Here is a 13,129-nt window from a genome sequence, read left to right on the forward strand (position 1 = left end):
GCATCGGCCCGCAAAATGCCTGCTCCCATTCGCCAGGAGCTCAGCATGCTACCCCTGCAACGTATCGACTTCCTGAACCTGCAAGTGCTGGAGCTGCTTGCAAAGATGCCGGCCCCTGGCCTGCCACAGCCATCACGCCAGCAGTTGCATGGCGAAATTGCCGAGTTCTGGGCCGCTGTTGATAGCCAGGGCCGTTCGCGACGCGTTCGGCTTGCCGACATTCGTCGTGCAATGATGCACGCCGAAATTGCCCTGCGCCTGGCCGACCAGACGCTGAGCAAAGACCTGGCTACCGTCATCACCACTTTTCTCGACCTGCCCTGCGCCTGGCAGCGCAGCGCCCAGCCACGGGCACAACGCGCCCAGGCCTACCGCCCCACCCTCTCGCGCAGCAGCCCGGCATGGCGAGCGAGCCTCCCCGGCATGTTCGTGATCGTTACCGGTCAGGAAGAAGGTAACGACCTTGAGCCCGGCCAGGCGACAGGCCCGGTAATACTCTGCGGACTGTCCCAAGGCATTGAAACCTATTCATCACTGGGTGACTTGCACCACGAACTGTGCGAACGCCTCGACGACCCGCTGCAGCGCTCCCCGCTGCTGCAGTTGCTGGTAGACGAAGGACGCATCGAAACCGCCGGGCAAGCCGACCGCCTGAGTTACAAGTGGTACGCCGATGACCCCCTGCTGGATCAGGTCGATAGCCTGCTCGATGCGCAGCGCCTGCGGCTCAACCTCGTCTGGTCGAGGCTGCCGCCAAATGCAACTGTGGCCGGCGACGATTTGCGCAAAGCCATGACGCTTGCGGAGGAATCCGGTAGCAAGGCCCTGCTCGATACCCGCTACGCCATGCTCCTTGAGAAAAACCTTCCCGACTGGCTACGCTCGGCAAGTCCGCAGGCGCTCACTCACATCATGCAAAGCATGCAGGAGCTTGTTGCCGCCGGCCAAAGCGTTGCGGCCCCCGGCATTCTTACCCTCAGGCAGTTCAAACAGGCCAATACGTTGCAAGCCTGGGCCAGGGAACGCGTGCGATCCAGGCTGCGCAACGATCTGGGGCTGACGATTGCACCTTCAAATATCATCGTCAACGTCGTTCACACGCGTCAGACCGGGCCTTGGATCAACCCGCTGAATCCCTCGAGCTACGTCACCTGGCGAGGTTTCCAGAGGGTCAATGGCGAGCTGGTGGAAGCCGTACGCATGAGTTATCCGCTGGATGAACTGGCCGTACGCAACCTGGCATGGTTCGACTATGACTTCTGGCTGACCGCGCGGGTGACGGCCCGTGACGGTACAACCCTTCCAGCAGCACTGAGCCCTGCATACATCAAGGCGCTGGTCAGAAGTCTGAATGTGGGGGATGGCTATGCGAGCTACCTGCGTACCCAACTGATCGACTCATCTGCGGGAAGGTGGCGACTGCACGCCCACGCCAAGGTCAATCGGGCCCGCATGCGCGCCGAAGCAGCCAAGGCGCGCTATGCAGGGCACTTGTCGCAGGCGTGGTCGGAACGGGACTACCGTTGGATAGAGCAAGTACTGGCACAGCCGCACAATGCCCTGCGCCCACCCGTGGATGGGCACACCGTGGTGGTCCGCCAGCTCCTGGTCAATCAACATACGGTACAGGGAGTACTGCTGCTTGCCAGTAACTCGCCCAGCGTCAACTCGTTCGTGCTCTATACGCCCGACGCACCCGACAGGCGTGCCTGGCGGTCATTTTCAGGGCCACGTGCGTTGCTGAAGCTGCTTCGCGACAAACCACCACTGCGCACCTATATCGCACAACGTCTCATGCTTCTGCCACCCTCCTGGGTCGAGGATCTTCTGCGCAACGGTGGGCTGGGCAAGCAGTTGCAAACCCCCGCCATCAACGACGACCTGTTCTACAGTTGCTACATGGCTGAAGTTCGCAGCCTGCTGGCAGCGGCTGACAGTGACAGCCGCAGTACAGCCGAGGTCGATGCCGAGCAAGCGCTGTCGTTAAGCTGGACCCTGCTGGACCTGATCAGCATCGTTCTACCGGTGAAGCTCATGATCCCGCTTTCACTTGGGCGCATGGCCCTGGAAATCTGGAACGGCGTCGAAGCGTATCGCCGCGAGGACCTCAACGGAGTACTGACTCATGCCTACAATGCCCTAAGCCATATCAACGATGCCGGCACCAGCCTGGCCAGCACCGGGCTGATGCGCCGCCTGATGCGCGGCATGCCCAAGCAACCACCATTGCCGCTACCACTGCGTTTCAGCATCAACCCGGAAACCAGCTCCCTGCGTTATCGAATCGACGGCGTGCATGGCGAGCAAGTGTATGAGAAGGCATCAGCCTTTGAAGGATTGTCCGAGTACTTCATTCAGGACCGCCACGGTCGCTACTACAAGGTTTCCTTCGATGGCAGCCGCTGGCGGGCGATCGACCCGGACGTGCCCGACGCCTACCTCACGCAGCCCATCAAGCGCCTGGCCAACGGTGACTGGGTGATCGACTCGCCATTGCTGTGGTACGACGGCCTACCGAACCTGGAACGTCTGTTTGATGATTGCCGCCTGAAGGTGCACCTGCACGGCACGTTGGCAGGCGAACCTGAAGGTCTGTTCCAGGCACACGATCAGTTGTACCTGCAGACCCGCAGCGGGCAACTGCCATTACGTCGGCACCTGTTGCCCGACCGCTACCATTTACAGATACCCGAGGCCGCCCAGGCCAAGGTCGTGCCCTGGGCGACCTTGCGCTGGCTGCACGGCCAGTGGCGAATCCGCGTGCGCCAGGCAGGGCGCAGCAGTGAGTGGCTGCCGTTGCCGGATGCCTACTCGGCAAGCCTTGGCAGCAGCCGGTCGAGCCGCTGATACAGGCCACTTCCGCTCGGCCAGTTGCGCAGGAGCCGCGCCCGGTCACGGGCATAAGCCGGGGCGAAGCTGAGCTGAGTGGCATGTTGGCACATCGCATCGAGGTCGATCAGCGACCAGCGGCCTTTGTCCCAGAACAGGTTGTGGCCCTTGAAGTCGCCGTGGCTGATACGCTCGCGAATCAGTTGCTGCATCACATGCACCAGCGCATCCACCTGCTCTTCGGGGGCATTGCCATCCTCCACATAGGGCGCGAAGCACTCGGTCAGGTCCGGGCCATCAACATACTCGGTGACCAGATAGGCACGGCTGCGCAAGCCCATCACGCGTTGCTCCAGCACCGCCAGCGGACGTGGGGTGGCTATATCGAGAAACTCAAGGCGATGTCCTTCGATCCACGAATGCCAGGCCCGGCTCGGGCGCCAGAACCGCTTGATCCAGTGTGCGGTGTTCTTGATGTTGTAGCGTTTGAGCACCAGCGTACGGTCGCCTACCTCGATGCGCGCGACACTTGCCGCACCTCCAGTCTTGTACAGGTGGCCCCGGTCGATCCACTGGTCAGCCTGCGCCAACACCGGCAGCATGGCTTCGACTTCGGCGCGCCGGATCGCGCGCAGGCCTGACAGGCTGCGCTGGACGCTGAACAGGCTGCATTCGCGACCGGCCTTTTCCAGGTAGTCCTTCTGGCGCCAGTTGCGCACCTTGTCCACTTGCTTCTGCAAGGCTTCCAGCGGCAGCGCATGTTCGGCGTTGGCCAGCAAGTAATGCACCAGCAGCTCCTCGATGAACGGCTCCAGGCGCTTGGGCAACTGGGCGAAGAACACGCCGAGGTTTTCCAGGACCCGCGGGCGCGACAGCTGCTGGCCTGGCGTTTCGGCCTTGATGCCGGCGCCGTCGATCAGGTACAGCTTGCCGCCGTGGCGTAACAGGTTGTCCAGGTGCAGGTCCTCCTGCCACAGGCCCTTGGCATGCATGTGTGCCACAGCGGTGAGCGCCTCGCCCAGCACCAGGTGCTGCTCATCGGCCAGTACCGGCAAGTCTTCCACTGCCGCCCAGGCATCGGCCAGGCTCTCGGCAGCGTCGAGAAACTCGAACAGCAGCCAACCGCCCTCGCCTTCCTTGAGGCCATCGGCCAGCAGTTTCGGCGTGGTCAGGCCCTGCTCGGCCAGCAGCTTCACGCCCTGCAGTTCTCGCTGGAAATGCCGGGCGGCGCTGCCACCGACCATGAGCTTGGCCAACACCGGCGTGCCGCGCCAAACCCCGGCGCCCACGTAGCGCTGGCCTGGCAGCACGCGCAACAGGCTGAGCAATTGCAGCTCAGCGCTGCCGGCCGCGTCGGCCAGGGTGATGCTCAGGGGCAGCGATGGGTTGCGCCCGGCCTCTTTCAGTTCAGACAAACGCATCAGCGGGCCTCTTTTTCACGACGGCGTTGCGTCAGGCGTTGCAGCCAGGTATCGACCAGCGTGCCATCGGCTGGCTGCGCCAGGTAAGTGGCCAGCAACGTACGTACATCGTGCTCGTTCCAGGACCGGGCACGGCGCAATAGCGGCTCCAGGTCCTTGAGGCGGTCACGCATGCCGAACAGCAGGGGACGGGTCTTTTCCAGGTCGATCAGTTGTGCGTCCCAGCCATCCCGGCGCTGGCGCAGGAAGATGTGCTTGGGGTAGAAGCAGCCATGCACCTGCCCGGCACTGTGCAAGGTGCGCGCCAGCTGGCCGCAGGCCTGCAGGACGCCATTGCGTTCGGCATGCTCCAGTTGTGCCCAGCGGGCCAGCAGGCTGTCGAGGTCGACCCATTCGTCCAGGGCGCGCGTCATCAGGATGGCCCGGTGTTGGCCGCCTTGCTTGCGCTCGCCATAGAACACCGCCTGCAAGGCAGGAATGTGCAGCTTCTGGTAGCGGCTGATATTGCGGAATTCACGGGCGAAGGTTGGCTCGCCGAATGGCCGGTGCAAGGTCCGGGTCAGGTAGTCGCACTGGCGCTTGAGGTAATAGCCCTTGCCTTCGAGTTCCAGTCGAAACACGCTGCTCCAGCCGCCACGACCGGTGTTCGGTTCATCCACGGCATCCAGTTGTAGCGCCCACAATGCCTCGAAGTCGTCCAGGCCGTGGCGCTTGAGCAGCGCGTGGTCCGCGCTGGCCAGGTAATCGGTCATTCCCTTCCCTCGAAAAAGCCCACCACCTGGCGAATGCGCTTCTTGTCGCGCACATTCAACCGGTCGCGGCCACGGTATTGCAGGTAGAACCGCAGGCGTTGGGTCGCCGACAGGTGGTACTTGGCCACTTTGTCCAGGCATGCCAGGTCCTTGATCATCCGGTGCCGCCACATGAAACCGCGCCAGAAGTCGCCGGTGGGGCAGTCAATGAAGAATAGCGTGCCTTGGTCATCGACCAGCAGGTTGCGCCATTTCAGGTCGTTATGAGCGAAATGGTGCTTGTGCATGACCCGGGTATGGCGCGCGAGCTGGGTGCTGACATGCCCGACCCAGGCGCGGTCGCCCAGGCGTGCATCGTTGCGCTCGGCCAGCGCCGACAGGTCTTCGGTACGTGGCAGCTCACGGGTAATCATCGCCCCCCGCGCGAAGGCCAGGCCATTGCGCTCCAGGCCCCAGGCCACCACCTCGGCGGTGGGAATGCCCCACTTGGCGAACAGCTTCAGGTTTTGCCATTCAGCCTTGATCCGCGGCCGCCCCAGGTAACGGCGCATGTGCTTGCCGGCCCCGGTGTAGCGCTTGACGTAGTAATTGACCCCGTCACGCGTGATGCGCACCACTTCGCTAAGCGGATCACGGGTCAGGCGTTCGCCTTGCAGAGCAAATACCGCCTCGAGGCTGCCGAAGTCCGCCGCCAGGTGTTCATAGCCCGGCGCCAGTGTCCAACCCGACATCAGAGTGCATCCCCATAGCGTTGCTTGCGGTCATAGAGTTTCTGCGCCTTGCGCTCCAGCCACGCGAGCAGCGCGGCCTCGTCCTTGAGCACCTGCCGCAGCGGGCGCTGGAAATACCCACGCAGGAAGCGCAACTTGTCGCGCTGGGTGAGGCCGATGTCCAGCGCCGAGAAGTACAGCGCGGCCAGGTCCTTGTCGCGCCAGCGGCGGCTGATTTTCGCCCTGGTCTGCGCGCGGTGCAGGTCGATAACCGACAGTCTGAAGTCATCCGCCGTCACCGGACGGTCGGTATGCAGCAAGAAGTGGCAGATGTAGCAGTCGCGGTGGTTGACCCCGGCACGGTGCATGCCGCCGGTCATCCTGGCCAACTCGGCGATCAGCGCGCGCTTCAGGCGCGGCTCGGGGGGTTGCCGGACCCAGTCGATGCTGAAGTCTTCCAGGCTGATGGTCGGCGCCAGTTCTTCGGTGATGATGAACGAATGTTGCGCGGCCGGGTTGCTACCACGCTCGCCATAGGCAACCGCCGTCATGGTCGGCACGCCAACCTCGTGCAAGCGCTGGATGGCCTGCCATTCCTGGCCAGCACCCAGTACCGGCAGCTTGGCAGTAAACAGGTTCTTGAAGATCTCGCCCCAGCCGATGCCGCGGTGAATCTTGACGAAGAAACCCTCTCCGGCGACCTCGGTGCGCAGCGTACGGCGCCCTTCCAGCTCGCGGTAGACTTCGCCTTGCAGCGCTTCCACGGCATCGAAGGCATCCCGCCCGGCCCACAGGTGCTTGAACGGTTCGGCCAGTATCAGCTTCATGCGGACTCCTGCCCCAGGATCACGTCGGCAGCGTGCTGCGGCATGCTGTACAGATCGGCGGTTTCAGCAAACACCAGGCCGTTGCGCGACCAGCTGGCACGAGCCTGCTGGTCTTCGAGCATGCGCTGCAGACAGGTATTGAGCTGCTCTTGTTCGAACGGCTCGTCCAGCACCAGGCCAGAGTCTGCCTCGGCGATGTAGTGGGCGTAGCCGCACACCTTGGAAACCAGCACCGGCAGGCCGGCCACCAGCGCTTCGAGCAGTACCGTGCCGGTGTTCTCGTTGTACGCCGGGTGGATCAGCAGGTCGGCGCCCAGCAGGAAACGCGGGATGTCGCTGCGCCCCTTGAGAAACTGCACCTGCTCGCCCAGGCCCAGGGTAGCGCTTTGCAACTGGAACACCTTCGGGTCGTCCTGGCCGATCACCATCAGCCTGGTCCGCTTGCGCAGGGCCGATGGCAGTGCGGCCAAGGCCTTGAGGCTGCGGTCCACGCCCTTGGTCTTGAAGCCAGAGCCGATCTGCACCAGCAACAGGTCGTCATCGCCGAGGTTGAACTCCTTGCGGAATTCGGCGCGGATCTCGGCAGCGTTGGCCGGCGCGCGGCGGTCCTGGGAAATGCCTGGCGGCAGCAGATGGAAACGTTCCACCGGGGTGCCGTAGTGCTTGATGAACAGCGGTTGCTGCACTTCGGAAATCATCAGCACTTCGGTATGCGCGTCCTTGGCGAACACCGCACGTTCGTACTCGGCGAAATGCCGGTAGCGACCCCAGCGGCGGTACAGGCCGCCACGCAGGGTCTGCGCCTTGTCCTCGAAGCAGCCGTCGGCGGCGTAGTACACGTCCAGCCCCGGCATCTTGTTGAAGCCGACCAGGCGATCGACCGGGCGCTTGGCCAGGTCGGCAGCCATCCAGGCGCTGAGCTTCTCGTTGCGACGGTGGTTGAAGATCGCCTTCACCGGCGCCACCAGCACTTCGAAGCCTGGCGGAATGTCACCCTCCCAGATCAGCGTGTAGACACGGATCTGGTGGCCCCGCTTCTGGCACTCCAGGGCAATGCGCATGAAATCGCGCTGCAGCCCGCCGAAGGGGAAATATTTGTACAGCACGAAAGCCAGTTGCATCAACGGACATCCTCAGCCAGCAGCAGCGCGCTCAAGCGGCTCGCCACATGCTCGGGATTCAGGCGAGTGAAGCACAGCGGCCACTCGCGTTTCAGATCGTACCGGCGCAGGTCGTCGGCGCTCGGTTTGTAAGTGCACTTCTTCTGCAGGCAGGGAGCGCATGGCCAGTCACTGGCCTGGTGAATCTGGGTCCGTCCGTAGGCGCCGGTCAGCCCCGGGTTGGTCGGGCCAAACAGCGAAATGGTGGGCACATCGAGGGCCGCCGCCAGGTGGCCCAGGCCGGTATCGACGGCCACGCAGGCCTTGGCCGCCGCGAGTACGCGGGCAACACCGGCCAGGTTCAATCTGGGGAGTACCTGGCAATTGTTCAAGCCCTGGGCAATGCGCTCGGCCCGCGCCTTCTCGGCCGGGTTGCCCCACGGCAGGCGCACTTCCAGCCTGCGCCGGCCCATGCGCTCGGCCAAATCGCGCCAGTAGGCTTCGGGCCAGTGCTTGGTCGCCCAGGTGGTGCCATGCAGGAACACCACGTAAGGGGCGGCGGGCGGTAGCTGCAGGCGGTCAAGGTCAAGGCCGTAGTTGCCGATGCCTTCCGGCAGGTCGTAGGCCAGGGCCATGGCGAACAGCTGGCGTACCCGTTCTACTGCATGCTGGCCGACGGCAACCGACAGGCGCCGATCATAAAAGCGGCTGGCCCAGCCTTCGCGGGCCGAGTAGCGATCCAGCCCAGCCACCGGCGCTTTTACGTAGCGGGTCAGCCAGGCCGACTTGACCAGGCCCTGGGCGTCGATCACCAGATCGTACTGGCGCTCGCGCATTCGTTGCTTGAACGCTTTCCACTCGCCGCTCTTGATGGTTTGCCACAGGTTCTTGCGCCAGCGACGGATGGCCACCGAGATGACCTGGTCGACCGCCGGGTGCCAGCTGGGGATTTCGGCGAAGCCTTCTTCCACCACCCAGTCGAAGCGGATACCGGGAATGGCGTGGGCGGCATCGGTAAGCGCCGGCAGGGTGTGGATCACATCACCCAGCGACGAGGTCTTGATGATCAGTACCCGCACTTAGTCGACCTCGGCCACGGTATCGATCAGCTCCGGCCCGCTCAGGCGGTGCAGGGCGGTAACGACGTTGCCCGGCTCCAGAAGGCGCAGGCAGTTGTAATGGCCGAAGCGGCAGGTACGGTCGAAGCACGGGCTGCACTCGATGCCGGTGCGCACCACCTCCACGTGCTCGGCCAGCGGCGGGGTGAAGCCCGGCGATGTCGAGCCGTACACTGCCACCAGCGGCCGGTTCAGGGCTGCGGCCACGTGCATCAGGCCAGAGTCGTTGGACACCACGGCGTCGGCGCAGGACATCAGGTCGATGGCCTCGGCCAGCGAAGTTTCCCCGGCCAGGTTGGACGACTCTTCACGCAGGCCCGGGATCAGCCGGTCGCGGATCTGCTCACCGACCGGGTGATCGTTCTTCGAGCCGAACAGCCATACCTGCCAGCCTTGACGGATCATTGCATCGGCCACGCTGGCATAGTGCTCGGCCGGCCAGCGCTTGGCCTCGCCGAACTCGGCGCCGGGGCACAGCGCCAGCACCGGGCGGTCCAGCTCCAGGCCGAACTTGGCCAGGGCGGCATCGCGGCTCTGTGCTTCGATCTGCAGGCTGGGGCGCGGATACGGTTGCGGCAACTCGGCACCGGGCGCGTAGGCCAGGGCCATGAAACGCTCGATCATCAGCGGATAGCGGGCCTTGTCCAGCTTGCGCACGTCGTTCAGCAGGCCGAAGCGCATCTCGCCGCGCCAGCCGGTGCGTTTCGGGATACCGGCAAAGAACGGCACCAGCGCCGACTTCAACGAGTTGGGCAGCAGGATGGCCTGGTCATACTGGCCGGCCAGGGACTTGCCGATGCGTCGTCGCGTGGCCAGTTCCAGCGCGCCATGGCCGAGCGGGAAGCTCAAGGCCTGACGGACCTCGGGCATGCGTTCGAGGATCGGCCGGCTCCACTCGGGGGCGAGCACATCGATCACGCAGTCGGGATGCTGCTGTTTCAGGCACTGGAACAGGGTCTGCGCCATCACCATGTCGCCGACCCAGCTGGGGCCAATGATCAGTATTCTCATGCTTGGTCCAGAAACACTCGGGGAGGCGACAGGCTGCAGTACAGCCTGGCCTCCCCTCTTTATATTCAGGCTATGTGGCCGACAGTGTACCACTCAGGCATATCCGTCGCTGATCACAGACCCTGTGGGAGCGGTTCACCCGCGAACACCGGCGAAGCCGGTGCCATGCACCGCGCCGTCTTCTTCGCGGGTAAACCCGCTCCCACAGGGCCGGCGCAGGCCTTCAAGTCAAACCCAGTTCACCCCAGATCCGCCGCACCTCACGGCGTTCATCGGCAAACTGCGCGGCGTCGATCACCCCGGCCTGCTTCTGCAGGGCCTGGCGGTGCGAGGCAGAGCGGAACGCCTTGTACACTTCACGCAACAGCACCGCGTCACTGGCCGGCATCAGACCTGCCTGCTCCAGCTCTTCCAGAATGCGGATGTTATCGGTCCATCGAAGCAAGGCCGGATGGTCATGCGACCAGGCCAAGGCGGCGTATTGCACCATAAATTCGATATCGACGATACCGCCGGCATCCTGCTTGATATCGAACGGCACACCGGGCTCGAACGCATTGGCCGCGGTGCCGGCAGCGGTGGCCTTGGTGCCAAGGTTGTCGCGCATCTTGGCGCGCATTTCGCTCACTTCGCTGCGCAGTTTCTGCAGATCGCGAGGCTGGCCCAGCACCTTGGCGCGCACGCCTTCGAACGCTGCCCCCACCTGCGGGCAGCCCACCAGTACCCGGGCCCGCACCAGGGCTTGGTGCTCCCAGGTCCAGGCTTCGTTCTGCTGGTAGCGCTCGAACGCGCCCAGCGAGCTGACCAGCAGCCCGGCGGCCCCGGACGGGCGCAGGCGCATGTCCACGTCATACAGCTGGCCGGAGTTGGTCTGGGTCGCCAGCAGGTGGATGATGCGCTGGCCCAGCCGGGTGAAGAACTGCGCACCGTCGATCGGCTTGGCGCCGTCGGTTTCCGCCTGCGGGTCGCCGTCATGAATGAACACCAGGTCCAGGTCCGAGCCGTGGCCGAGTTCCAGGCCACCGACCTTGCCGTAGCCAATGATGATGAAGCCCGGGTCGCACAGGCTGCCGTCACTGCGCTTGGGCTGGCCATGACGGGCCACGGTCTGGCGCCAGGCCAGGGCCAGCACCTGGTCGAGGATGGCTTCGGCCAACCAGGTCAGGTAGTCGCTGACCTTCATCAATGGCAGGTTGCCGCTGATCTCCGAGGCAGCCACGCGCAGGCTGTGGGCCAGCTTGAAATGGCGCAGCGCTTCCATTTGCTGCTCCAGGTCGTCCTCGGGGATACGCGTCAGGCGCTCGCGCAGCTCGCTGGCAAGTTCCGGCGCCAGCGGCGGGCTGTACAGGCGGCCTTCGTTGAGCAGCTCATCGAGCAGCAGCGGGTAGCGGGCAATTTGCTCGGCGATCCAGGGGCTGGCGGCGCAGAGGGTCAACAGGCGGCCCAGGGCGCCGGGGTTTTCGGTCAGCAGCACCAGGTAGGCAGAACGCCGCGCCACGGCTTCGACCAGCGGCAGCACACGCTCCAGCACCAGGTCGGGGTCGGCATGTTCGACTGTCTGGGCCAGCAACCGGGGAATAAAGGCATCCAGGCGCTCACGGCCGATACGCTGCATCGAACGCAGTTGCGGGCTCGAACGCAGCGCAGCCAGGCGCCGCAGGGCGTCGGCGGGCTGCTTGAAACCGGCCTCTTCCAGTTGGCGGCCCGCAGCCTCTTCATCCTGCGCCTGCTCCCACAGTGGCGACCATTCACCACCTACCACCAGTTCGCCTTCGCCGTCGTCGTCGTCCGGGTCGGCGATCACCTGGCGGAAGTGCCAGTCGATACGGCCTCGCCAGTACACCAGCTGGTCCTGGAAGCTCTGCCAGTCGACAAAGCCGAGCATGTAGGCCACCCGCGCCTGGTCAAGCTCGCCATCCGGCAACATTTGCGTCTGGCGGTCGGCGATGGCCTGGATGGCGTGTTCGGTATAGCGCAGGAACTCGTAGCCCTCGCGCAGCTCGGACACCACGGCGGGCGGCAGGTAGCCCTGGCCTTCGAGGGTGGCCAGCACTTTCAGCAATGGCCGTTGCTGCAGGCTGAGGTCGCGCCCACCGTGGATCAGCTGGAACGCCTGGGCGATGAATTCCACCTCGCGTATGCCGCCGGCGCCCAGCTTGATGTTGTCGGCCATGCCCTTGCGCCGCACTTCCTGCTGGATCAACTGCTTCATGGTGCGCAGCGCTTCGATCGCAGAGAAGTCCAGGTAGCGGCGATACACGAATGGCCGCAGCATCTCCTGCAACTGTGCGCCGGCGGCCTGGTCACCAGCCACCACGCGCGCCTTGATCATCGCGTAGCGTTCCCAGTCGCGGCCCTGGTCCTGGTAATACTGCTCCAGCGCATTGAAGCTGAGCACCAGTGCGCCAGCCGAGCCGTAGGGGCGCAGGCGCATGTCGACGCGGAACACGAAGCCGTCCACGGTGACCGGGTCCAGTGCCTTGATCAGACGCTGGCCCAGGCGGGTGAAGAACTCCTGGTTATCCAGCGAGCGCTTCACCCCTTCGGTTTCGCCGCCTTCGGGGAAGGCGAAGATCAGGTCGATGTCCGACGACAGGTTCAGCTCCACCGCCCCCAGCTTGCCCATGCCCAGCACCACCATGTGCTGCGGTTGGCCGCTGCGGTTGCCGATCGGCGTGCCAAACTGCTGGCAATGCCGCGGGTACAGCCATTGATAGGCCGCATCAATGGCGGCATCGGCCAGGTCGGACAGGTCGCGGCAGGTTTCACCCAGCGCGGCCTGGCGGGTGATGTCGCGCCAGATGATGCGCAACTGCTGGCGGTTGCGCTCGCGACGCAGGTTGCGCGCCAGCTCGTCCTCGCTCTGCGCCGCCTGGGCGGCTGTGGCGATGTGCCCACGCAGCTCACCCATGGCGTACGGCCGGTCCATCTCGCCACTGGCCAGCAAGCCAAACAACATGGCCGGCTCGCGCCGGGCCAGGCCAAGCACGAAGTCGCTGGCAGCGGCTACCTGGTCGAACTGTTGCCGGTGCGCCGGGCCCCAGGCCTGCAGGTCGAGTTCCGGGTGAAACGCCACGGCATCGCGAAGGAATTGCTGGTTGCGAGCGACCAGCGGTTGCAAGGTGGCGGGCAGATCGGACGGCAAAGGCAGGCGCATGGTCTATCCTTGATCGGCGTGAAATAGAGGGGAAAAAGCGGCCAAGGGGAAACCGGACCACGGTTGGACTGTCGTACAAAAGTTGGAAATAGCTGAAACAGCCTTAAAATTGGCAACAACCATCAAGAATTACCCGCTAGCGCCACAATGCCAACCAACATGAACGTTTTTCCTCACAAGCCGGCATGCGACGAAACGTCGCAC

The 13,129-nt window shown here is 64.3% G+C and carries 9 protein-coding genes; 1 reads left to right on the forward strand and 8 read right to left on the reverse strand.

What is annotated here, in order from left to right:
* The first annotated feature begins 45 nt into the window (after window positions 1-45).
* Complete coding sequence (locus tag ACVWZT_RS07150; protein WP_457468750.1) at window positions 46-2,847, forward strand: dermonecrotic toxin domain-containing protein; 2,802 nt, start codon at window positions 46-48, stop codon at window positions 2,845-2,847.
* Here ACVWZT_RS07150 and ACVWZT_RS07155 read toward each other — a convergent pair.
* The 8 genes from ACVWZT_RS07155 to glnE form a co-directional block, all read right to left on the reverse strand.
* Complete coding sequence (locus tag ACVWZT_RS07155; RefSeq protein ID WP_457468751.1) at window positions 2,808-4,250, reverse strand: lipopolysaccharide kinase InaA family protein; 1,443 nt, start codon at window positions 4,248-4,250, stop codon at window positions 2,808-2,810. The two genes, ACVWZT_RS07150 and ACVWZT_RS07155, sit on opposite strands and share 40 nt — an antisense overlap.
* Entirely contained in the window at window positions 4,250-5,002 is a 753-nt protein-coding gene (locus tag ACVWZT_RS07160) for a lipopolysaccharide kinase InaA family protein (protein ID WP_457468752.1), read from the reverse strand. Before ACVWZT_RS07160 ends, ACVWZT_RS07155 begins: the two co-directional genes overlap by 1 nt.
* Window positions 4,999-5,733 carry a lipopolysaccharide kinase InaA family protein gene (locus ACVWZT_RS07165; protein WP_296234741.1) on the reverse strand — a complete coding sequence of 245 codons (735 nt, stop codon included), beginning with the start codon at window positions 5,731-5,733 and terminating at the stop codon, window positions 4,999-5,001. Before ACVWZT_RS07165 ends, ACVWZT_RS07160 begins: the two co-directional genes overlap by 4 nt.
* On the reverse strand, window positions 5,733-6,539 hold the full coding sequence (gene rfaP / locus ACVWZT_RS07170) for a lipopolysaccharide core heptose(I) kinase RfaP (RefSeq protein ID WP_457468753.1): 807 nt from the start codon (window positions 6,537-6,539) through the stop codon (window positions 5,733-5,735). Before rfaP ends, ACVWZT_RS07165 begins: the two co-directional genes overlap by 1 nt.
* Window positions 6,536-7,660, reverse strand: a complete 1,125-nt coding sequence (locus tag ACVWZT_RS07175; RefSeq protein ID WP_296234744.1) for a glycosyltransferase family 4 protein — start codon at window positions 7,658-7,660, stop codon at window positions 6,536-6,538. The genes rfaP and ACVWZT_RS07175 overlap by 4 nt, the downstream gene beginning before the upstream one ends.
* Window positions 7,660-8,718, reverse strand: coding sequence for a lipopolysaccharide heptosyltransferase I (gene waaC / locus ACVWZT_RS07180; RefSeq protein ID WP_457468754.1), 1,059 nt, complete (start codon window positions 8,716-8,718; stop codon window positions 7,660-7,662). The genes ACVWZT_RS07175 and waaC overlap by 1 nt, the downstream gene beginning before the upstream one ends.
* Complete coding sequence (waaF, locus tag ACVWZT_RS07185) at window positions 8,719-9,768, reverse strand: lipopolysaccharide heptosyltransferase II (RefSeq protein WP_296234747.1); 1,050 nt, start codon at window positions 9,766-9,768, stop codon at window positions 8,719-8,721.
* A 223-nt stretch (window positions 9,769-9,991) separates the two neighbouring features.
* The gene (glnE, locus tag ACVWZT_RS07190) at window positions 9,992-12,925 is read right to left on the reverse strand and encodes a bifunctional [glutamate--ammonia ligase]-adenylyl-L-tyrosine phosphorylase/[glutamate--ammonia-ligase] adenylyltransferase (protein ID WP_457468755.1); all 2,934 of its coding nucleotides are present in this window, start codon (window positions 12,923-12,925) and stop codon (window positions 9,992-9,994) included.
* Window positions 12,926-13,129: the final 204 nt, after the last annotated feature.

This window comes from Pseudomonas sp. TE21394 (genome assembly GCF_054057835.1).

What these genes read in the sequence shown, in the direction of transcription:
- ACVWZT_RS07150 (WP_457468750.1), top strand. Translation starts at nt 46, where the DNA reads ATGCTACCCCTGCAACGTATCGACTTCCTGAACCTGCAAGTGCTGGAG.
- ACVWZT_RS07155 (WP_457468751.1), bottom strand. Translation starts at nt 4,250, where the DNA reads ATGCGTTTGTCTGAACTGAAAGAGGCCGGGCGCAACCCATCGCTGCCC.
- ACVWZT_RS07160 (WP_457468752.1), bottom strand. Translation starts at nt 5,002, where the DNA reads ATGACCGATTACCTGGCCAGCGCGGACCACGCGCTGCTCAAGCGCCAC.
- ACVWZT_RS07165 (WP_296234741.1), bottom strand. Translation starts at nt 5,733, where the DNA reads ATGTCGGGTTGGACACTGGCGCCGGGCTATGAACACCTGGCGGCGGAC.
- rfaP (WP_457468753.1), bottom strand. Translation starts at nt 6,539, where the DNA reads ATGAAGCTGATACTGGCCGAACCGTTCAAGCACCTGTGGGCCGGGCGG.
- ACVWZT_RS07175 (WP_296234744.1), bottom strand. Translation starts at nt 7,660, where the DNA reads ATGCAACTGGCTTTCGTGCTGTACAAATATTTCCCCTTCGGCGGGCTG.
- waaF (WP_296234747.1), bottom strand. Translation starts at nt 9,768, where the DNA reads ATGAGAATACTGATCATTGGCCCCAGCTGGGTCGGCGACATGGTGATG.
- glnE (WP_457468755.1), bottom strand. Translation starts at nt 12,925, where the DNA reads ATGCGCCTGCCTTTGCCGTCCGATCTGCCCGCCACCTTGCAACCGCTG.